Here is a 20,980-nt window from a genome sequence, read left to right as displayed (position 1 = left end):
AATGAAAAAATATATATATCTAGTTGTAGTATTATTCACAGGGATGTTTTACGCTTGTGACTACAATGAACACTATTTTGACGATTTCGAAGACAAAACCGAACCTGGAAATGTAGCTTCATATGAATATACATTTCAGGATGCCGATGTTTCAACTATCGTAAGTGCTTTAAGAGCAAACAAAACAGCAGCAGACAGTGCTTTAGCAGATGCATTCAACAAGGCTAAAGTATTTTCGGAAGGACTTCCCGCATCGAAACTTATGCCTTACCTTCTAAAGACAAAATATATAGCAGGGGATGTAGGCTCACAAGCCAAGATTACTTACAACTATGACGAGAAGAGAGATTCTGTGGTTACAAGTCTTTCTACTAAATCGCATGAGATGAGTGCCGCAGACTACAAATTGGTTTGGGGAGACCTTTACCCAATGGCTTTTACTCCTAAGAAGTCTCCGGAAAAGAATATCCCGACCATCTTAAAAGAACGTTATAAAGATGCTAAAAAAGGTGATTTAAAGAACGTTACTTACGAATATTCGACAGATGAACCTGTAGATGCTACGGTAGTGGGTAAAATTCTTGCAAAAGAGGACTTCGAAACACTAAAGGCTTATGATAATGTAACTATCAAAGGATGGCAAACTCAAGATCTTTTGGGAACATTCAGCTGGCAAGGTCGTTCATACAATAACAATATATTTGCTAACGCATCTTCATATAACTCGAAAGGAAAGAACGATATTTATATGATCTCACCTGAATATAACTTGTCTGCAATCAATAATCCTCATCTTTCTTTTGATGTCAATGTCCGTAACTTCACCGAAAACTGTTTATCGATACTAGTTTCAGACAATTTTGATGGCACCAATATCAACAGTGCAAAATGGACTGATATCTCCAAATCATTTGATGTATCTCTTATTACAGATAAAGATAGCCCCGACTATGACAAATTAAGAGCTGCAGGTATGGGATCTCTGGCCGCATTCAATGGTAAAAAGGTGCATATTGCATTCAGATACCAAGGAGATGATACATCTACCCCTAAAAGGACAACTACTTACCAGATCGATAATGTACAAGTATTCGAAGCCATACCGGGCGTGAAAGTAGAAGAATCATCAACGGTATATGCTGCTTATGAATTTGATGGATCTGTATGGAAAACATCAACAGGAAAAGAAATTCTTCAGCCGTCAGATTACACAACAATGGGTGTTACTTACCTGACTACTGATAATGCCACTCCATATATTTCAACATACCTGAAAGCTAAATATCCGTATGACCAGAAAGGAGCTACACGTGTTGTTGTTTATAAGACCAAAGACTCTAATCAAGCAGACGAATACATCTTTGATGGCACATCATGGACACCTAATACATTTATCGTAACCAAAACCGATCAGTTTGTATTTGCCAATGTTAATGGTGTAAAACAATGGATATTTGATCCTACAATTGCTGAAACGATGCAGAAGTCAGACTATCAGATCATAGTTGATTATGTAAAAGCTCATCAGGCTGTTGATAATCCTGCGTTATGGGATACAAGAGGTAATGCCGAGTTTTATTACGGATTCAGTGCATATTATCCAAATGTCAGCTATCGTGACAAAGACCGTACATTAGATCCTCTTTATCCGATTAATGGAACATCTGCTGAAAAAGAGACGTTCTGTAACGACCGTACTATTGAAGGTATTATAATATTCTTAACAGAGAAATACCCAGATACAGCTCCGATGATTAATGGAGTAGAACAAAAGGCTAAAATAAAGGTGAAGATATATTCGAGCCATATCAGCACCATAACTACCGAAACCTGGATATACACACTCCAATGCACAGGTCCCAAGGCTTGGAAGTTCTTAGAGCGTGAATCTAAAGGTTTAGAAAAGTAAATAATCAAATATTCAGGTATTATACCGACAAGAAGGCTTATCCGAAAAAGGATAGGCCTTCTCCTTTTTAAGTATCATTATTCGGATTATGCGAGGATTTTATGTTCCTTTGTATGCTCTAAGATTAACATAAGAAGAGATTAGTACCTCAGTATAAGCACATGGAAAAGATTACAAGCCTTCAAAATACAAGGATCAAGAATATAGTAAAGCTAGGCAAAGCAAAAGAACGCAAAGATCAGAACCTCTTTATTCTCGAAGGTGCACGAGAATTAACATTGGCCCTCTCAGTCGGCTATAAACCCGATTCAGTATTTGTCTGTCCTGAATTATTTGCTAAGACCGATTATCCTCATGTGCTTGATTCTATTGGAAAAGAGCTGATGTATGAAGTATCTCAACAAGTATTCGAAAAAGTAGCGTACCGTGAAGGTTCTGATGGACTTATCGCTCTTATGAAGCCAAAACAGCATAGTCTGGTCGACTTATCAATCAAAAACAATCCGTTCATCATCATATTAGAGGCAGTCGAAAAGCCCGGAAATCTCGGAGCAATACTCCGTACTGCTGATGCAGCACAGGTAGATGCCGTTATTGTATGCGATCCTCAAACTGATGTGTATAATCCGAATGCAATACGGTCGAGTGTAGGTTGTATATTTACAGTTCCGGTAGCAGTCTGTTCATCAACTGAAGCTCTGGCATGGCTTAAACAGCAAGGCATAACCTCCTATGCGGCAGAATTGCAAGCATCCGAATGGTATCAGGATGTCAACTATACAACTCCTTCGGCTATTGTGATGGGAACTGAGGCCGACGGACTAACAGACTTCTGGCTCAATAATGCAGACAAGCGTATCAAGATACCTATGAGGGGAAAGATAGACTCTCTGAATGTTTCGGTTTCAACAGCTGTAATAACATTCGAGGCAATGCGGCAAAGAGGATTTTAGTCAACAGACAACTATCATTCAATACATTATATAACAAAAGAGGCAAACCCGAAAGTTTACCTCTTTTTATATCTTATGTAGATAGTCTACTTAATTAGTTTGCTGGAGCTGGTACTGGTGCAGGAGTTGTATTAGCCGGAGTCGGAAGAGTCGCTGGCTGTGGTGAGTTCATATCAGGAGCCTGAGTATTATCTACCGGAGTCTGCACTTGCTGTTGTGGTTGTTGAGCAGAGTAAGTAATAAACTTAGTGCTTAACATACTTAATACGATGATTGCTCCGGCCAGACACCATGTTGCTTTCTCAAGGAAGTCTGCAGTTTTAGGAGCACCCATAATTTGATTTGAAGAAGAAAAGTTTGAAGATAAACCTCCTCCTTTAGATTTTTGAATTAAAACAACTAATACTAATATAATAGATGCTAGTATAGTTAGAATTGAAAATACAGTTACCATTATGATTTATTTTGTTTTTTTATTCGAATTCTTTATCAGTTTTTCCAAAAATGATAATTGGTCTGCAAAGTAAGTGTTTTTTTCGGGATAATTCAAGCTCAAACGCTTAATAATTTCATATGCCCGATTATATTTTTTCTGCTTAATATAAATATTAGCAAGAGTTTGAGTAAAAAAGATATCATCATCCAACTCCTTATCACTTGCATTCCCATCCATATCCGCATCACTGTATTCTTCTTCCGGTTGGCTTGCCAGATCAGCCTTATCTATTTTAATACGGATATCTTCCTTGTTTTCGGCTTTAGATATAAAACTGTCGATGATATCCTGATGTTTGAATGCCGGTATATCCTCTACGGCTGATATTTCGGATACAGATACCGTATCGTCCGTCAACCCCTCGTCATCAATAGAATATGCTTCAATAGAAGGCACTCCTGATACACCAAGTGTAAAATCGAAATTTTCGAGTAATTCATCGGTCTTACTCTTTGCATCTCCCTCGAGAGAAACCTGCTGCGACGATTCGAGATACGAAAAGTAATCGAGAGACGCCATGCTCGAATTCACAATAGCATGTTCAAGCTCCCGCTCTTCATCCTCCTTGTCGGTCAAGGTATCAAAGAAAGCGTTGATCAATATATCTGTACGATCCTGAGTCAGTTTCTTTTCCGCTTGCTTTTCAAACTCACGGAATTCATTGTTCATGACATAATAGAACAATGCCTTGCGATCTATAACGAAAGCGGACAGACGTTTCAGTTCCGGCCTGAACAACTCATCATCAGCAAGATAAAGACATTTGACATACGTAAATATACCCGCCTGAAAGAAAGGATATTTCTGCGTCAAGTACTTCAATTGCGCCTGCATCCCGGCTTCGGGTTCACGCTCTAAAGTAACAAGCTGGTAAAAATCCTTTATATTCATAGCTAGTATTTTTCAAATTGAGGTCTCAGACCTATTTATTTTTTGACAAATTTAAACAGTTACTTATCTACCAATTAGACATCGTAGCATTGAATATCTGATCTACGATCTCTTTATTCAGTTCATCATAAAGCCCCTCTTCAACGCTGGATAATCCTAATCTGGAATCGAAATCACGGTATGCACTGAAAGTCTCTTCTTTATCTTCATTCGGATTTACGTTATTCCTGTATCTTACTCTCACAGCCATAGTCAAACGGGTGGTAGATGCCAGAGCATTCTCTTTCACAGCCAATCCCATCAAATCATACCTTATGATTTCTCCTTCAATCTCTATATCAGCCGGACCATTAGATAAGATGTTCAACTTGGTATTACGCGTAAATACATCTTTCATCTGAATATTAAATGCCGGAGCCAAAGAAGGATTAACACGCTCTGCTTGATTCTGAAAATTCTTTATATACAAAGTTTTAATTTTCGAGTAGTCGATAGATGCACCGTTAAACTGGTAAGATACCCGGCACGATACCACCGCTGCTATAACAAGCAGGCAGGCTATAAATTTATTCATAAGTTTTCTAAGTTATATTCTTTAATCTTTCGGTACAATGTTCTCTCCGATATTTTAAGATCCTGAGCTGCATATTTCCGTTTGCCGTTATGACGCTCAAGTGCTTTACGTATCATCTCACGCTCGACATCCTCCAGAGAAGCGGCTTCTTCTTCGAAATCATTTGCTTCTATCTCCACAGCATCGTCTTTCATCGGACGCGGTGTCAAGGGAGTAGCATCAGGATATTTGATCGGAACTGCTATATTCTTATCCTTATCTACTACCGTAATAGATGACGCAGAAGCAAGCCCGTTTTCGGAGCCCGACAAGTGCTGAGCTACATTATCAACGGCATTTGGCGAAATTTTACCGGAAACCAGATCATGTACAACCTTTTTCAAATCGTTCATATCCTTACGCATATCGAATAAAACCTGATAAAGAATTTCACGTTCACTGTTAAACAACTTCTGATCGCTACTTCCTCCGCCGGCATTAATCGTACCGACAGGCACTATACCCACCTCATTAGCCGGAAGGTATAACTTTAGGATATCGGGCGAAATTTCACGTTCCTGCTCTATGATAGATATCTGTTCGGTAATATTTTTGAGCTGCCTTATATTTCCCGGCCACCTGTAATGTTTGAGCATATCTTTGGCTGGTTCACTTAAGACAATAGCAGGCATCTGGTACTTTTCGGCACAATCGCTCGCAAATTTACGAAACAAAAGAGGTATGTCATCCTGACGGTCACGCAAAGCCGGAACCCGTATCGGAACGGTATTGAGTCTATAATACAAATCTTCCCTGAACTTACCGTTCGATGTAGCAGTTACCATATCCAGATTGGTTGCAGCAACAACACGAACATCGGTTTTCTCGACTTTAGATGAGCCGACTTTCATATATTCACCTGTTTCCAGAACCCGCAGCAAACGAGCTTGTGTTGATAAGGGTAACTCTCCTACTTCATCCAAAAATAAGGTTCCGCCGTTAGCGGCTTCGAAATATCCTTTACGGTCTCCGGTCGCACCGGTAAAAGATCCTTTTTCGTGTCCGAAGAGCTCCGAGTCGATAGTTCCCTCCGGAATAGAACCGCAATTGACTGCTATATATGTTCCGTGTTTACGGCGGCTAAACTGATGTATAATCTGCGGAAAGGTCTCTTTTCCCACCCCACTCTCTCCTGTAACAAGGACAGACATATCGGTGGGGGCAACTTGCAAAGCTACATCAATAGCCCTGTTCAGATCGGGACTGTTTCCTATTATTCCAAACCGCTGTTTTACCTGTTGTATATCGGGTTTTGCCATAATCTAAATATAAGTGAGGTCTCCTGAGACCTTTTTATAAAGTGAGATAAACAAATTTAGAAAAATTCTGATAATCGGTAATCTTATCTCTGTTCTTTTGTTGTTATAAAACAATAAAAAGGAATAAGCTCATTTACCTAAAAGGTTACAAAAGTAACTCCCCAAATGTATTTTTTCTATTGTTACTTTATTGGCTGATTTTCTTATTTCCGAATTTCTTCAATTATTGAAAGAACGCTTTATAAACAAGAGAGACTGAGCCTCCTTTCTATAAAGATAAAAAATTTCAATCGCTATCTTTCGCCAAAGCATATGTCTTATCTTTCAGAAACTCGCCCAGTTCATCCAGATCCGTATGGCGGGCTATTTCATCCGGCATAATAGGTTCACCGAAACGCACATGAATTGTTTTCCCCCGCTTATTATATACTTCATGTCCGAGCCGGAGACTCCTCAACCGCCAATCGACCAGATCGAGAAGATTAAAGAACCACGAATTGTTTCCACTGAAATACATAGGAACAACCGGAACTTTAACTCCCTTGATCAATTTAATTACTGATGGCTGCCATTCTCTGTCCCGAACTGTCATTTTCAAACCCTTCAGCTTAGTTTTAGACACTGCTCCTGCAGGAAAAAAGCCCAAAGGATGCCCTGCTTTCACATGAGCTATACATTGTTTAACACCATCGAGACTTGATTTGTTGGAAACCGTTCCTTTTTGATAAGGATTAACCGCAATAAAATGCATAGACATTGTGTCTATCATTGCCAAAATGAAGTTGACCATCATTTTATAATCCGAACGAACCGAGCCAACAACATCAATAGCCGTTATCCCGTCGATATGCCCGTAAGCATGATTCGATACAGTAATAAACGCCTGATCTTTGAACTGGTCTAAAACTTCTCTGTTTTCAATTACAACTTTTACGCCTACATCTTTCAGCAAATGGTCGCAAAAGGCAACTCCCTCGTATTGTTTTGAGGTATCGTAAACACGATTTACTTTATTCAGTCCGGTAATGCTCATTACCATTTTGATAAGTATATTCCCGAAACGCCCTCTGAATATGGGGTGTATGCTTTTTATTTCTTCTGCACTTATTAATTTTTCTTTCATTACACTTTTATCGTCAAATTTTCAAGAATTCAAATCTTTTCAAATATCAGGTATAATAACGACAACAAATCGACTTGCTACATATAGAATGCTACAAGCCGATCTGATTTGTTCTATTTAGGTTATCCTATTTTGTAAGGCTTTTGATTATTTCAATAATCTCCGCACCGGCCGCATCTGCCAGCTCTGGTGTAGAAGCCTCGGTATATATACGGATAATAGGCTCAGTATTCGATTTGCGCAAGTGTACCCACTTTTCAGGAAAATCAATCTTAACACCATCGATATCAGTCACATCATACGATGAGAATTTATCTTTCACAGCCAACAGAATAGCATCGACATCAATATCAGGTGTCAATTCTATTTTTTGTTTAGACATATGATACTCAGGATAAGTCGCACGTAGTTCGCTTACTGTTTTCTTTTCATGAGCAAGATGACTCAGAAATAGAGCAACACCCACCAATGAATCCCGTCCGTAATGACTTGCCGGATAGATAACTCCTCCGTTACCTTCGCCTCCTATGACAGCGTCGGTCGCTTTCATCTTGGTTGTCACGTTAACCTCACCCACTGCTGCAGCATTGTACTCCATTCCATATTTTCGGGTTACATCTCGCAATGCACGGCTCGAACTCAGATTCGAAACAGTATTTCCGGGAGTATGTTTCAATACATAGTCTGCAACTGCCACCAAAGTATATTCTTCACCAAACATATTTCCTTTTTCATCAACCAAAGCTAATCGGTCAACATCGGGATCAACAACGATACCGACATCTGCTTTTCCTGATTTCATCAGATCAGATATCTCAGTCAGATTTTCAGCTAATGGTTCAGGATTGTGAGCAAAGTCACCTGTCGGTTCGCAATTCAATTCAATAATATGGTTAACACCAAGAGCTTTCAGCAATTTGGGTATAACAATACCACCTACAGAATTCACACAATCGATAGCCACCTTAAAATCAGCAGCTTTTATTGCCTCTACATCAACCAATTTAAGATCGAGTACTGCTTTGATATGGGCATCGGTATAGTCTTTATGTGTCACTTTACCCAAATGATCCACATCTGCATATGTATAGTTTCCGGCTTCCGCTATCTGGAGAACGGCTTCCCCTTCGACCGCATTCAGAAATTCGCCTTTTTCGTTCAATAACTTCAAAGCATTCCATTGTCTCGGATTGTGGCTTGCTGTTAATATAATTCCTCCGCAAGCACCCTCCATAGCTGTAGCCAGCTCTGTAGTAGGAGTTGTAGCCAGACCGATATTTACGACATCGAATCCGATACCCATAAGAGTACCAACAACCACCAGCTCCATCATGCTCCCCGATATACGGGCATCACGTCCTACAACTATTTTATTGGTTTGTATTTTTGTATTATTCTTGATAAATGTAGCATAAGCCGATACAAATTTGACAGTATCAAGCGGGTTTAACCCTTCGCCGATCTGTCCTCCAATTGTACCTCTAATCCCTGATATAGATTTAATTAAAGACATGCTGTGTTATTTTTGCTTTTATTGATTTATTTTTGTGTATTGCAATCTTGTAAAATATAAAGGAAAGCTTCCGCTATTTTGGGCAGTCGAACCACTGTTGAATGGAACAATCAGACTTACAATTGCTTTTTCTCCGACATATTTAAGAGGAATTACCATACCTTTAGACAAGAATCTGTATTCCATATAATCCAGATAATTGGAACTCGTTCCATTGGAATTGGTATATGTAGATTCCACACCGTACATAAACTGCATAGGTTCAACCCCCAACTCCCCTCCTCCGGGATTAAAAGTTATAGTATCCGATTCACTGGCAGGCATCGACATAGCATCCCAAAAACGGACATTCACAATAGCACGTTTATCTGCATCAGCCCGCTTTCCGTTTCCGGAATCAATCACATTAATATATACTCCGGTAGTTGGCTCGTGGTAATACTCGTTTGCCTCAAAAACCCCCGAAGCAGGATATGTATCCAACACCCTGATATCATGTTCACTAATAAATCTCTTGATATTTTTACGTTCTCTCTCCAGTCTATCAGCATACGAATCACTGCTACTGCACGATGCGAATATAGCCAATATACAAACAAAAAGTCCGGTTAGTCTTAGCGCTGTTTTCTTCATCTTTTATCTAAGTTATTCTTGTTAGTTATCAATAATTCGGCATACTCGTCCAGTGTATTTTCGAACAGCTCTATGGCTTCTGCCAGAGAACCGTAAAACTCACCTCCTGAAGCATTGAGATGCCCTCCGCCATTAAAACACTGAGCGGCAAATGTATTGCAAGGAAATGTACCTTGCGACCTCAACGATATTTTAATCATATCTTTCTCCGTATCCTGACGAAGGAAGACCGAAAACGTAATACCCGAAATACTCAAAGGAAGATTAGCAAAACCTTCGGTATCACCTTTCTGCGAATGGTATTTTATCTGATCATCTTTGTTCAGCCAGATCAGAGCGGCTCCGTAATTCTCATATATCTTCATTCGCTCCGAAAGGGTATGTCCCATCATTCGGTAACGGTCAGCAGTATAACTGTGATATACTTTCGAATATATATAATCTTTATCAATGCCTTTGAGCAGCAATTGTCCGATGATATAATAAATCTCAGGACTATTCGAATTGTATGTAAATGCTCCCGTGTCTGTCATCATTCCTGTATAGATGGACTCTGCCGAATCTTTACTCATCTGCTCGAAATCACCCATACGGCAGATCAAACGAAATATGAGTTCACTGGTCGATGATATTTCGGGATGGGAAATAGTCACATCATAAAAATCAGCCGGATCGGGGTGGTGATCTATCAGCACTTTTTTTGCTTTCGACTCTTTTACCAGATCTCCGACAGCCTTAATACGTGAAAGCACATTAAAATCGAGACAAAATATCATATCTGCATCGGCTATCAGTTGAGCGGCAAAGTCCGGATATTTTTCATGAATCAAAACATCCTTTGCCCCTTTCATCCACTTCAGAAAATACGGAAACTCATTGGGTACAATTACTGTAGCTTCCATTCCCGAATCCTGCAAATAATGATATAACCCCAGAGATGAGCCTATTGCGTCTCCATCAGGCGATACGTGTGTTACTATTACTGCTTTATCGGCTTTATCGATTAAGTCTGCTACTTTATTAATCTTTTCTTGCGCAATTATTTTTGAGAACATTACATCCAATTAAACGAATTTGCGCAAAAATACTAAAAAAATATCCGTAATGCCCCATCATCTGAAACTTGATGATATGGAATTCGTAATTTTTCACATTCTAAAGCTAATCTTTTTGAATGATAGTCTGATAATGTACCGTCTAAGATAACTTTTTTTATATTAAAAATTGCAGAAACAACAGACATTGACACATCATTACCCTGAACAATATGCAAATAATCAATATCCATTCGGGAATCAGATGGGCGAGTATTTTTCCATCCATCATCAACCAGAACTAAATAAAGCTGACCTTTCAGATTTATTATATGATTCGACGTAAACCCGGTATGATTGATTCCGGTAAACCCTATGGAATATTGCACACTAGGTTGACCACGATTATAACGGACAGTCAATGAGTCTTTATACTGCACCATATCATATATATTCATAATCAGAAAAATTAACAATATAGATATTCCGTAAATTAACAAACGAGGTTTATTGTATTTTACAAAAAAGACAAAAGTTGATACCCCTGTCCATATGAGGAATACCGATATAAGATTTATCCTCAAGCCATCCTGTAAAGCAAGAGGCAGCTGCTCAAAAAAGCAACAGATAGTTGTCAGTACTTTAATCACCATTTTAAAAGACTCTATCGGAATATAAAGCAAATAGTCTGCAGCCAAAGGAGACAGTAAAGCAAACACCGACACTCCGATAATACATAAGGCAATATATACAGCCAATGTAAAAAGAGGAATAATCAACAGATTGGTTATAATAAAGTAAGAAGGAAAAACACCAAAATAATACAAGCAAAGGGGCAGTGTTCCGATTTGAACAACAACCGAAATAACAACAATATTAATAAAATAACGAAATATCTTATTTCCTTTATGCACAAAATCAGGCAGCAAAGGGAGAAAAACAAGCATTGACAGTACCGCCGAAAAACTCAACTGAAAACCGATATCGAATAACCAGAGAGGATTCCAGACCAGCATTATAAAAGCACAAGCAAAAAAGGTATTGAACGAATACAACTGAACTCCTCTTATTTTGGCGGCACATAAAAAAGTAAGTGCACTACCAGCTCTTACAGCAGATGCCGGAAAGCCTATTACGAGTAAATATATCCACAACAACACGATAACCAACACATACCTCGCACTTCGAAATCGACTTTGATATAATACCAAACCTGTAATAAAAAAGATAACCGAATAAAACAGAATCATATGCATACCACTGATAGCCAAAAGATGCGCCGTACCTGTAGTTCTGAAAGATTGAACCAGATCGTCTGACAATGAATCTGTATATCCTAAACTGAGGGCAGATAATATCCCGAATTCGGCTTCGGATAAATCGAGCGAATGATAATACTTCAAGACCGTCTGACGGCAACGGCTGCTCCAGATTTTAATACCTGAAGAAGAAGACTCGTTTTGCTGCCATTCTCCATTTTTGACAAATATGACTCCTGCATATCCTTTGTTACGCATAAAGGCCGCATAATCAAATCCTTCAGAATCTCTGCTGCTTTCGAATTTTGATATCTTCCCGAAAAAAGAAATATGATCTCCGGCTCTTAACCCTTTAGATAACTTATTTTTAGGAAGATAACAAACAACCTGCTTACGGGTGTCGGACAGTTCTACTTTCAGATTAATTGTATAAGGTTTCTCTTGAGGAATATCCGTTATCACAGCATCGTATACCTGCGAAATATCAGGAAATGTAAATAATGAAGCCTCTTGACGTAATCCTGTAGATACAGTACCGATGCCAATCAGGCATAAAGACACACCAACTCCGAATAAATATCGGTGATAATGCTGATGCTTAGCTGTGACTATATACGACAGGAGTATGATACCGCAGCCTATGCTTATCGGAATCATACTCCACCTGTATATATCAATGTAATATTGAAGAATTATGCCTATCAGAAGAGGAAGCAGCAATTTCAGAAAAGGAATTCTGTGTACAACCTCCATTATCCGCTGAGTTGTTATAGCTTTTTCAACTCTGCAATAGTTTTCGACGGATGACCCGATGAGAACACAAAACTACCGGCAACCAACACATCAGCTCCTGCATCAAGCAGTTGTTTTCCGGTATGTAAATTCACTCCTCCGTCAACTTCTATCAATGTATTCAAACCTCGTTCATCGATCATTTTGCGAAGACGGGCTACTTTATTGATTGCATTAGGGATAAATTTCTGTCCTCCGAATCCAGGATTAACCGACATAATAAGAACCAGATCAAGATCATCTAATATATCCGTAAGAAACTCAACGGGAGTATGTGGATTGAGTGAGACTCCGGCTTTCATTCCGGCTTCATGTATCGCCCCAACTGTACGGTGGAGATGCGTACACGCTTCGTAATGAACAGTCATCATATATCCGCCTGCATCTTTTACCTGCTGAATAAACTTATCTGGCTGAACAATCATCAAATGAACATCGAGAGGCTTTTTTGCCACCTTATTCACTTGTTCGAGAACCGGAAACCCGAATGATATATTAGGAACAAAAACACCATCCATAACATCGCAATGAAGCCAATCGGCTTCGGATGCATTCAACATTTCAATATCTTTCTGCAAATTCAAAAAATCTGCAGATAATAACGAAGGGGATATTTTATGGTTCATAAGTCTAAGAATCTGATTTGGAACAAAGATAAGAAAAAACAGCCTTCCTTAACAAAATAAGGAAGGCTGTAAACATTGTTCTGAATAAATTCTCCATCCGGATTAATTCAGAATAGTAGCATTAAGCTGATCTGGAAGCGAAGGCTCCACATGATAAGTTCGGGCAAATTGTTTCAGGAAATCCAATGTTCCCTCAGATGGCCCTTTTTTTGATAACAACACTTCCACAAGCTTTTCCTCTGCTTTTAATTGAGTAGATTTGTCAGCCATAGGCACAATTACTTTTTTGATTGTACTATTTAAACGATTATATTTTACTCTTATTATATCAACCGAACATTTTTTTCTGAAATTTGTTTTCATAGTCTTAGAGTATGTTTAAATTTTGTTCGAATAGGTCTGAGACCTTAATTTGAAATATATCTGAATATGAAAAAAATTGGAATCCTTGCTATTTTAGCAGTACTTATTGCCGTATCTTGCAAAAGACCCAAACCCGAAACCACTGCAGTAATCGAAACTTCAAGATGGACGTTTGACACCCTACATCTGGCGAAAGAAATTTTCTTAAATAACGATTCGACAAAAGGCGGTCTAAAATTAACTCTTGAGTTTGATTACCCTTCAACGTTTGTCAATGACAGCATTCTGAAAGCTGTACAAACTCAGTTTCTCGCTTCATTCACTGACGATCAGAACGGATCTTATAAAGGACTTACTCCCGTCAAAGGCTTTGAGGCTTTCACGGATAAGAACGTAGAGGAGAGTGTAGAATTAGGTAAAGCGGCACAAGGAAGTGTTATTGACTTTTCGGAATATTACAAAACTGTAAAAACTTCGGTTACCGACACTACCCTGCTAACTATAACCGGAAGAACTGAAACTCTTCAATATTCGGGAGGTGCGCATGATTCACGCTACATTGACTACTTTAACATAGACTTGAGAAACGGAAACCGCCTGACTATCGAGTCATTATTCAAACCCGAAACAAGCAGTCGGTTAGTAACATTAATCAAAGAGGTATTGGCTACTACTAAAAATTCGAACGGAGATAATATCACATTATTGGATCCGGACTCGGTACAGCCCAGTCAGAATTTCTATTTCAACGAACAAGGAGTAGTCTTTGTCTATAACACATACGAGATAACTCCCCATTCTGACGGACTGATACAGGCTCTTATCCCTTATGATAAACTAAAAGACCTGATAGCGGATCCATATAAAGAAATAATCACTTTAAAAACAAAGAAGGCTTAAGTGATACAAAAAACAGAATGAGCTTAACTCATTCTGTTTTTGTAATCATTATATTCAAACTCGCGGTAAATCTCGAGTTTTTCTTCTTTTGTCCACAACGCAATGGCAGGATGCGAAACTCCATTAAACATAGTTGTTTTTACAATCGTATAATGGATCATATCTTCAAAAACAATTTTATCGCCAATAGCCAAAGGCTCATCAAAAGACCAATCTCCCATAAAATCGCCACTCAAGCAACTGCTTCCCCCCATTCGGTATGTAGGTTTTCCTGATTCGGGTTCATGATAGGCTCCACGTATACGAGGTTTATAAGGCATCTCTAAGCAATCGGGCATATGACATGCAAAAGAAACATCGAGTATAGCTGTTTTTATTCCTCGGTTTTCCACAATATCAACCACGGTAGACACCAATACCCCCGTCTGCCATGCAAAAGCACTTCCGGGTTCCATTACAATTTTCAAATGAGGATATTTTGCGCTCAGTTTCTGAAGTAAAGCAACGAGATGTTCGACATCATAATCGGCACGGGTCATCAAATGCCCTCCACCCATATTGAGCCATTTGGCTTGTCTCAGCAATTTATCGAACTTAGATTCAATCACTTCGAGTGTTTTCTCGAGATCATACGACGACGACTCGCAAAGTGTATGAAAGTGAATCCCGTCCAATCCTTCGGGCAAAGTATCTCCTAACAGATCAGCCGTTGCCCCGAACCGGGATCCTGGAGCACAAGGATTATACAAATCTGTTTCCACTTCGGAATATTCGGGATTAATGCGTATACCGCATGATACCTTATTGCCATCGGCAACTACCATCGGATAGAATCGCTCAAACTGACTCAACGAATTAAAAGTAATGTGACTGCTGTATTTCAGAAACACAAGAAAGTTCTCTTCAGTATAAGCCGGCGAAAAAGTATGTGCAGGACTTCCCATTTCTTCATAAGCTAACTGAGCCTCGAATACCGAACTTGCTGTTGAATGAGGAATATATTCTTTTATTATAGGAAAAGATTTCCATAAAGCAAAAGCTTTAAATGCCAGTATAATATCTACGCCGGTACGATCTTTGACCGATTTGATCAACGTCAGATTCTTCCTCAGTAAGTCTTCTTCCATCACATAGCATGGAGAAGGCACTTTATGTATTTGGATCATATGCTATTATTAATAAAAAATATAAGACTCTGCAAAGGTAGCAAAAGTTATAGTTAATTCAGAGACGCTCCCTTTACCCTACGGAATATTAACATCTGAAGTCAACGCCATTACTCTATAAAAAGTATATTTGTCAATTCGAGTAAAAAAAGAGTAGTGAACTGAAGAGTAAAAAAGCGACAAAAAGAAGAAATCTTCAATTTGTCGCTCTCAGTGCGGATGAAGGGACTCGAACCCCCACGCCTCTCGGCACCAGATCCTAAGTCTGGCGCGGCTACCAATTACGCCACATCCGCGGCTACCATTGCGTTAGCGGGTACAAAGATAATTATAGTTTTTAGAAATCAAATAGTTTAACGAATATTTTTTGTGAAATAGTAAAAATACTATATCAACCATTTATCCAATCAGCAGCTAAACTATATAACAACCAAACATTTAACAGTGTAACAATAGTTGCAATAGAGTATAACATATATTTTGTCAGAGGACGATTTGCATATTTACCCATTACCTCTTTCGATGAAGTAAGCCTTACCTGTAAAAAGACCGTTATGGGCAGCTGCATACTCAAAACAGCCTGGGATATTATAAGACCCTTGAATGGATTTGTTATCAGAAATATAATTCCTAATGCAACACCCAGCGAGATAGTAACACCTGTACGTGAGTGTATATCTTTTATATTATACGGTTCATCATACATTCCTGCAAAAATAGATCCCGCAGCAATGCCCGAAGTCATTGAAGATGAAATACCGGCAAATAATAACGCTACTCCAAAAACAATAGCAGCACCACTTCCCAATAATGGCTCTAAAAGGCTTTTGGCTTGTTGCAAATCATCGACAACTAATCCTTGTTTAAAGAATGTAGCAGCAGCCAAAAGAATCATGGCACTATTGATCGCCCAGCCTATAACCATTGAAAAAAGCGTATCAAAGAACTCATACTTAAGTTGCTTTTCTATTACCTCATCATCTTTCAGATTCCATTCCCGGCTCTGGATCACTTCCGAATGAAGAAACAAGTTGTGAGGCATAACCACAGCACCCAATACGCTCATTATTATCAGTATGCTGCCTTCGGGCATAGATGGCACAACCCATGCCTTTGCAGCCTGTCCCCACTCTATATCAACAAGAAACAGTTCATAGATGAAAGATAAACCGATAATAGATACAAAGGCGATTATATACCGTTCGATCTTCTTATACGAACTGGAAAACATCATACAGAATACAAAAATTGTAACCAGCACCGCCCCCACTTTTATCGGGATAGCAAATAGCATATTCAAAGCGATAGCTCCACCCAGAATTTCGGCCAGAGACGTAGATATCGATGCTGCAATTGCAGACCATAATACAACTCTCGAACCGGTTCTCGGCAGATACTTATTAGCAGCTTCCGACAAACAGAGCCCGGTAACAATACCCAAGTGGGCCACATTATGCTGCAAAAGAATAAGCATTACGGTTGATAACGAAACAACCCACAATAGTGTATAGCCAAACTGAGATCCGGCAGCGAAGTTTGAAGCCCAATTACCGGGGTCAATAAACCCTACAGTCACCAGCAACCCGGGTCCTATATATTTAAAAAGGTCAAATGCACTCGACTTCAGTTTAGTATCTCTCTTTGTGTAATCTTTCTTGAGTTTCTGCCAAAAATTCTTCATTCACATTTCTATTCTGTTTCTATGAGTGACAAACTTCACAAACCACTACAGACTGGTATTGCCTTTTGTCTCCTTTGTATTTTATTCGTAATCAAGGAATATCCCCTAAAAAGTGACAAAGTTATACAAAAGTGACACATTTTTCACATTTTCCATATCCACTTCGCTTATCAATCTTTTTTATAACCGATAGCCGCAAGAGATTTTTATAAATGTAAAGATATTCGAATTAATCATAAAGTAATATTTTTGTATATAGATAAAAAATAGAATACCCGATGAAAATAAGCTTACTCGTTATAGGAAAAACCGATGCCGGATACTTTTCTCAAGGAATACAAGAATATGAAAACAGGTTGAAGCATTACCTTCCTTTCGAGATGCAAGTCATTCCGGACATTAAAAATGTAAAGAATTTATCGGAAGAGCAACAAAAAGAAAAAGAGGGAGAGCTTATTCTCAAAAATCTGCTGGCAGGAGACTATCTGGTATTGCTCGACGAAAGAGGCAAAGACTTTTCGTCTCTGCAATTTGCATCCTATATCGAAAAAAAGACACACACCATAAGTAAACGTCTTATTTTTGTGATAGGTGGCCCTTACGGCTTTTCAAAAGCTGTTTATGATAAAGCAGCAGAAAAAATATCGTTATCAAAAATGACATTCTCGCACCAAATGATCCGTCTTGTATTTGTTGAACAATTATACAGGGCAATGACGATATTGAATAACGAACCATATCATCACGAATAATAAATAGGCAAAAATTTGGATATTTAACAACAAATACATTTCTTTGCAAATATTTCATACTAGCAAATATTTTCATATGGAATCAATCTGCAAATTAAAAGACGTATACAAAGCACTTTATAACTTCGAAAAAGAGTTTGCCGAAAACAATGGCATCACAATAAACGAAGGAATGATACTATGCTGTATGAAGGACGGAAAGCCACGTGCCGCAAATGAATTATGCGATTTTGTGGGCTTATCCAATTCTCGCGTATCCAGAGTTATAAATACCGTTGAATCTAAAGGATATATTACACGAGAAATGGGCACGACAGACAAACGGCAGATGATTTTCACTCTGACTGACAGCGGAAAGCAAAAAATAAAAGAAATGCTGAAGCACGAAATGGATTTCAAAGGATTGGGACATCAACTTTCAAAATTAATGGAATAACTACCCATTTTCTTTTGACTATTTATTTGCTAATAGCAAATATGGTTAATGAAATATATTATTGAAATAAATAAAGAAAAACATGAAGATTTTGATTATCGGAGGAGTTGCAGGTGGAGCCACTGCTGCAGCCCGGCTTAGAAGAATGGACGAAAAAGCTGAAATAGTACTATTCGAACGGGGTGAATATGTTTCATATGCCAATTGCGGCTTACCATATTACATTGGTGGAACAATCGGTGAACGTGACCGCTTATTTGTGCAGACTGCTGAAGGATTCGTCAATCGTTTCAATATCGATATACGGGTTAAATCAGAAGTCACACAGATAGATACAAACAGCAAAAAAGTGACTGTACACAATCACACAGATGACAGTAAATACACTGAAAGTTATGACAAATTAATTATTTCCACAGGGGCTGAACCGATAAAACCACCTCTCCCAGGAATAGACGATAAGCGCATATTCTCTTTACGAAACGTTCCCGATATGGATCGTATCAAAAAATATATCGACACACACAACCCAGGCAGAGCAGTCGTAATAGGAGGAGGCTTTATCGGTCTCGAAATGGTAGAGAATCTTCATGATGCCGGATTGGAAGTCTGCGTCATAGAGCGGGGTGATCAGGTTATGACACCCATCGACTTTCCGATGGCAGCACACGTACACCAACACCTGAAAAGCAAACATGTAGATCTATACCTCAATGAGAATGTAACCGGATTTAAACCCTCCGACAATGAAATATCCGTAAATATGGAAAGCGGCAAAAGTATTCCCGCCGACATGATCATTTTTAGCATCGGAGTCCGCCCCGAAACCAAATTAGCGAAAGAAGCCCGACTCGAACTTGGTCCACTCGGAGGAATAAAAGTAGATCAGTATATGCAAACATCAGCACCTGACGTATACGCTTTAGGTGATGCTGTGGAGGTATATAATCCCGTTATAAAAAAGCATGCGTTAATACCGCTTGCAGGCCCTGCCAATAAACAGGCACGAATCGTTGCCGATAACATCTTGGAAGGAAATAAAAATACTTACTGTGGAACCATCGGAACATCCATCGCTAAAGTTTTTGATATTACTGTAGCTGCAACAGGAGCGTCATCAAAACTTCTCGACAGAGAAGGTATCCCTCATATATCGTCTTATACACATGGGAACTCTCATGCCGGATATTATCCCGATGCCCTTCCTCTCTCTATCAAGATAAACTTTTCTCCGGCAGACGGACGCCTCCTAGGGGCACAGATTGTGGGCTTTGACGGCGTGGATAAAAGAATCGACCTCTTTGCCCAGATAATAAAGAAAGAGGGTACAATATACGACCTGCAAGAAATAGAGCACGCTTATGCTCCGCCCTACTCTTCGGCTAAAGACCCTGTAAATATGGCAGGATATGTTGCGGAAAATATACTTAAAGGAAAAGTCAGAATTTTGCAATGGGACTCACTCCTTCAACGCCTATCGGAAGGAGCAATACTGATAGATACACGCACAGCGGAAGAATATGAAATGGGACATATAGAAGACGCTGTAAATATTCCGGTGGATGAAATACGCAACCGTTTAAAGGAAATACCCAAGAACAAACCTCTGATCGTATACTGCGCTGTAGGGCTTCGGGGCTATCTCGCCTCACGCATATTAATGCAGCATGGATATGCAGATGTACATAATCTTTCGGGAGGATATAAAACTTATGCGCTGGCAAGCGGACAGCAATCTACAGAAGGTACATTCTCAACGAACACAAAGAACGAAAAAGAACAAGAAACAGCAAACAACATGAAAACAATTAATATAGATGCCTGCGGGCTGCAATGCCCGGGCCCGATCATGCAATTAAAGAAAAATTATGACCTAATCGGCGAAGGAGATCGTCTGGAAATAAAAGTAACTGATCAGGCTTTCGGCGAAGACCTTAACGGATGGTGCCGGATGGTAGGTGCAAAACTCATAGACATTGACAATTCGGGCGGAATAATTACAGCGACTATCGAAAAAGCACTAGAAACAGAATCGTGTCCTGTAAAAAAGCAAGGGGATAACAAGACTCTGATCGTATTCAGTGATGACCTTGACAGAGCATTAGCATCATTTGTAATAGCGAATGGAGCGGCAGCTTCCGGCAAGAAGGTAAGTATCTTCTTTACATTCTGGGGATTGAATGTAATCAAGAAAGAGAAAAAACAGAATGTAAAGAAAGACTTTCTCGGTAAAATGTTCGGAATGATGCTCCCCGCAAACAGTAAAAAACTGAGCCTATCTAAAATGAATATGGGAGGAATCGGCAGTAAAATGATGCGATATATAATGAAAACAAAACATATAGACAGCCTTGAATCACTGATGCAACAGGCAAAAGAAAACGGAGTGGAATTTATCGCCTGCTCTATGTCGATGGATGTAATGGGCATAAAAAAGGAAGAACTGATGGACGGCATAACCATCGGAGGAGTGGCCGCCTATCTCGACAGAGCCGAAAACGCAAATGTAAATCTGTTTATCTAAGGTATTACATTTCTCCAAAAATCATTATAAATAGGTATTGTGAATGGCATTGATAAT

At 39.1% G+C, this 20,980-nt stretch carries 19 protein-coding genes and 1 tRNA gene; 6 read left to right on the top strand and 14 right to left on the bottom strand.

The window, feature by feature from the left end; all coding sequences use genetic code 11:
- Nucleotide 1: 1 nt before the first annotated feature.
- Both K322_RS0108155 and K322_RS0108150 read left to right on the top strand, forming a co-directional pair.
- A complete protein-coding gene (locus K322_RS0108155; RefSeq protein ID WP_026626448.1) occupies nt 2-1,909 on the top strand; it encodes a choice-of-anchor J domain-containing protein in 1,908 nt (635 codons plus the stop codon).
- A gap of 161 nt (nt 1,910-2,070) precedes the next feature.
- A complete protein-coding gene (locus K322_RS0108150; protein WP_026626447.1) occupies nt 2,071-2,862 on the top strand; it encodes a TrmH family RNA methyltransferase in 792 nt (263 codons plus the stop codon).
- A 94-nt stretch (nt 2,863-2,956) separates the two neighbouring features.
- Here the strand turns inward: K322_RS0108150 and secG are convergent, their stop codons facing one another.
- The 11 genes from secG to K322_RS20950 all read right to left on the bottom strand — a co-directional run bounded on the left by secG (nt 2,957) and on the right by K322_RS20950 (nt 13,371).
- Complete coding sequence (secG, locus tag K322_RS0108145) at nt 2,957-3,316, bottom strand: preprotein translocase subunit SecG (RefSeq protein WP_026626446.1); 360 nt, start codon at nt 3,314-3,316, stop codon at nt 2,957-2,959.
- Nucleotides 3,317-3,322: 6 nt separating this feature from the next.
- Complete coding sequence (locus K322_RS0108140; RefSeq protein ID WP_026626445.1) at nt 3,323-4,249, bottom strand: hypothetical protein; 927 nt, start codon at nt 4,247-4,249, stop codon at nt 3,323-3,325.
- Nucleotides 4,250-4,316: 67 nt separating this feature from the next.
- Nucleotides 4,317-4,823 carry an LptE family protein gene (locus K322_RS0108135; RefSeq protein WP_026626444.1) on the bottom strand — a complete coding sequence of 169 codons (507 nt, stop codon included), beginning with the start codon at nt 4,821-4,823 and terminating at the stop codon, nt 4,317-4,319.
- Nucleotides 4,820-6,121: a sigma-54 interaction domain-containing protein gene (locus K322_RS0108130; protein WP_026626443.1), complete on the bottom strand. Its 1,302-nt coding sequence runs from the start codon at nt 6,119-6,121 to the stop codon at nt 4,820-4,822. Before K322_RS0108130 ends, K322_RS0108135 begins: the two co-directional genes overlap by 4 nt.
- Nucleotides 6,122-6,407: 286 nt before the next feature.
- The gene (locus K322_RS0108125; protein WP_026626442.1) at nt 6,408-7,244 is read right to left on the bottom strand and encodes a 1-acyl-sn-glycerol-3-phosphate acyltransferase; all 837 of its coding nucleotides are present in this window, start codon (nt 7,242-7,244) and stop codon (nt 6,408-6,410) included.
- Nucleotides 7,245-7,371: 127 nt separating this feature from the next.
- A complete protein-coding gene (gene glmM, locus K322_RS0108120) occupies nt 7,372-8,757 on the bottom strand; it encodes a phosphoglucosamine mutase (protein ID WP_026626441.1) in 1,386 nt (461 codons plus the stop codon).
- An 18-nt stretch (nt 8,758-8,775) separates the two neighbouring features.
- Complete coding sequence (locus tag K322_RS0108115) at nt 8,776-9,390, bottom strand: DUF4827 family protein (RefSeq protein WP_026626440.1); 615 nt, start codon at nt 9,388-9,390, stop codon at nt 8,776-8,778.
- Nucleotides 9,387-10,445: a DHH family phosphoesterase gene (locus K322_RS0108110; protein ID WP_026626439.1), complete on the bottom strand. Its 1,059-nt coding sequence runs from the start codon at nt 10,443-10,445 to the stop codon at nt 9,387-9,389. The genes K322_RS0108115 and K322_RS0108110 overlap by 4 nt, the downstream gene beginning before the upstream one ends.
- A 32-nt stretch (nt 10,446-10,477) precedes the next feature.
- On the bottom strand, nt 10,478-12,436 hold the full coding sequence (locus K322_RS18940) for a ComEC/Rec2 family competence protein (RefSeq protein WP_051290706.1): 1,959 nt from the start codon (nt 12,434-12,436) through the stop codon (nt 10,478-10,480).
- A gap of 14 nt (nt 12,437-12,450) precedes the next feature.
- A complete protein-coding gene (gene rpe, locus K322_RS0108100; RefSeq protein WP_026626438.1) occupies nt 12,451-13,101 on the bottom strand; it encodes a ribulose-phosphate 3-epimerase in 651 nt (216 codons plus the stop codon).
- A 102-nt stretch (nt 13,102-13,203) separates the two neighbouring features.
- Nucleotides 13,204-13,371, bottom strand: coding sequence for a hypothetical protein (locus K322_RS20950; protein WP_169714140.1), 168 nt, complete (start codon nt 13,369-13,371; stop codon nt 13,204-13,206).
- A 159-nt stretch (nt 13,372-13,530) separates the two neighbouring features.
- Between K322_RS20950 and K322_RS0108090 the strand changes: the two genes are divergently transcribed.
- Nucleotides 13,531-14,364, top strand: coding sequence for an RsiV family protein (locus K322_RS0108090; protein ID WP_026626437.1), 834 nt, complete (start codon nt 13,531-13,533; stop codon nt 14,362-14,364).
- 23 nt (nt 14,365-14,387) lie between these two features.
- Here K322_RS0108090 and nspC read toward each other — a convergent pair whose 3' ends face one another.
- The 3 genes from nspC to K322_RS0108075 all read right to left on the bottom strand — a co-directional run bounded on the left by nspC (nt 14,388) and on the right by K322_RS0108075 (nt 17,211).
- Nucleotides 14,388-15,530 carry a carboxynorspermidine decarboxylase gene (gene nspC, locus K322_RS0108085; RefSeq protein ID WP_026626436.1) on the bottom strand — a complete coding sequence of 381 codons (1,143 nt, stop codon included), beginning with the start codon at nt 15,528-15,530 and terminating at the stop codon, nt 14,388-14,390.
- Between the two features lie 214 nt (nt 15,531-15,744).
- Nucleotides 15,745-15,826: transfer RNA gene (locus K322_RS0108080), tRNA-Leu, on the bottom strand.
- Nucleotides 15,827-15,921: 95 nt separating this feature from the next.
- Entirely contained in the window at nt 15,922-17,211 is a 1,290-nt protein-coding gene (locus K322_RS0108075) for an Nramp family divalent metal transporter (protein WP_026626435.1), read from the bottom strand.
- Between the two features lie 278 nt (nt 17,212-17,489).
- Here K322_RS0108075 and rlmH point away from each other — a divergent pair, with 278 nt between their 5' ends.
- From rlmH to K322_RS0108060, 3 genes are all read left to right on the top strand, one after another.
- The gene (gene rlmH, locus K322_RS0108070) at nt 17,490-17,963 is read left to right on the top strand and encodes a 23S rRNA (pseudouridine(1915)-N(3))-methyltransferase RlmH (protein WP_026626434.1); all 474 of its coding nucleotides are present in this window, start codon (nt 17,490-17,492) and stop codon (nt 17,961-17,963) included.
- Between the two features lie 76 nt (nt 17,964-18,039).
- Complete coding sequence (locus K322_RS0108065) at nt 18,040-18,399, top strand: MarR family winged helix-turn-helix transcriptional regulator (protein WP_026626433.1); 360 nt, start codon at nt 18,040-18,042, stop codon at nt 18,397-18,399.
- 82 nt (nt 18,400-18,481) lie between these two features.
- Nucleotides 18,482-20,923 (top strand): FAD-dependent oxidoreductase, encoded by a 2,442-nt coding sequence (locus K322_RS0108060; RefSeq protein WP_026626432.1) that lies wholly within the window; start codon nt 18,482-18,484, stop codon nt 20,921-20,923.
- The last annotated feature ends 57 nt before the right edge of the window (nt 20,924-20,980 follow it).

The organism is Indolivaga capnocytophagoides DSM 22835 (assembly GCF_000426485.1).
In the GTDB taxonomy this organism is placed as follows: Bacteria; Bacteroidota; Bacteroidia; order Bacteroidales; family Dysgonomonadaceae; genus Dysgonomonas_A; species Dysgonomonas_A capnocytophagoides.
Note: the sequence above shows the minus strand (reverse complement) of the source record. Positions and strands in the feature narration are given on the sequence as shown.

Coding starts and splice junctions, on each gene's coding strand:
- rpe (WP_026626438.1), bottom strand. CDS start 13,101: ATGAACCATAAAATATCCCCTTCGTTATTATCTGCAGATTTTTTGAAT.
- secG (WP_026626446.1), bottom strand. CDS start 3,316: ATGGTAACTGTATTTTCAATTCTAACTATACTAGCATCTATTATATTA.
- K322_RS0108155 (WP_026626448.1), top strand. CDS start 2: ATGAAAAAATATATATATCTAGTTGTAGTATTATTCACAGGGATGTTT.
- K322_RS18940 (WP_051290706.1), bottom strand. CDS start 12,436: ATGGAGGTTGTACACAGAATTCCTTTTCTGAAATTGCTGCTTCCTCTT.
- K322_RS0108060 (WP_026626432.1), top strand. CDS start 18,482: ATGAAGATTTTGATTATCGGAGGAGTTGCAGGTGGAGCCACTGCTGCA.
- K322_RS20950 (WP_169714140.1), bottom strand. CDS start 13,371: ATGGCTGACAAATCTACTCAATTAAAAGCAGAGGAAAAGCTTGTGGAA.
- glmM (WP_026626441.1), bottom strand. CDS start 8,757: ATGTCTTTAATTAAATCTATATCAGGGATTAGAGGTACAATTGGAGGA.
- K322_RS0108135 (WP_026626444.1), bottom strand. CDS start 4,823: ATGAATAAATTTATAGCCTGCCTGCTTGTTATAGCAGCGGTGGTATCG.
- K322_RS0108130 (WP_026626443.1), bottom strand. CDS start 6,121: ATGGCAAAACCCGATATACAACAGGTAAAACAGCGGTTTGGAATAATA.
- K322_RS0108140 (WP_026626445.1), bottom strand. CDS start 4,249: ATGAATATAAAGGATTTTTACCAGCTTGTTACTTTAGAGCGTGAACCC.
- K322_RS0108075 (WP_026626435.1), bottom strand. CDS start 17,211: ATGAAGAATTTTTGGCAGAAACTCAAGAAAGATTACACAAAGAGAGAT.
- K322_RS0108090 (WP_026626437.1), top strand. CDS start 13,531: ATGAAAAAAATTGGAATCCTTGCTATTTTAGCAGTACTTATTGCCGTA.
- nspC (WP_026626436.1), bottom strand. CDS start 15,530: ATGATCCAAATACATAAAGTGCCTTCTCCATGCTATGTGATGGAAGAA.
- K322_RS0108150 (WP_026626447.1), top strand. CDS start 2,071: ATGGAAAAGATTACAAGCCTTCAAAATACAAGGATCAAGAATATAGTA.
- K322_RS0108115 (WP_026626440.1), bottom strand. CDS start 9,390: ATGAAGAAAACAGCGCTAAGACTAACCGGACTTTTTGTTTGTATATTG.
- K322_RS0108110 (WP_026626439.1), bottom strand. CDS start 10,445: ATGTTCTCAAAAATAATTGCGCAAGAAAAGATTAATAAAGTAGCAGAC.
- K322_RS0108065 (WP_026626433.1), top strand. CDS start 18,040: ATGGAATCAATCTGCAAATTAAAAGACGTATACAAAGCACTTTATAAC.
- K322_RS0108125 (WP_026626442.1), bottom strand. CDS start 7,244: ATGAAAGAAAAATTAATAAGTGCAGAAGAAATAAAAAGCATACACCCC.
- rlmH (WP_026626434.1), top strand. CDS start 17,490: ATGAAAATAAGCTTACTCGTTATAGGAAAAACCGATGCCGGATACTTT.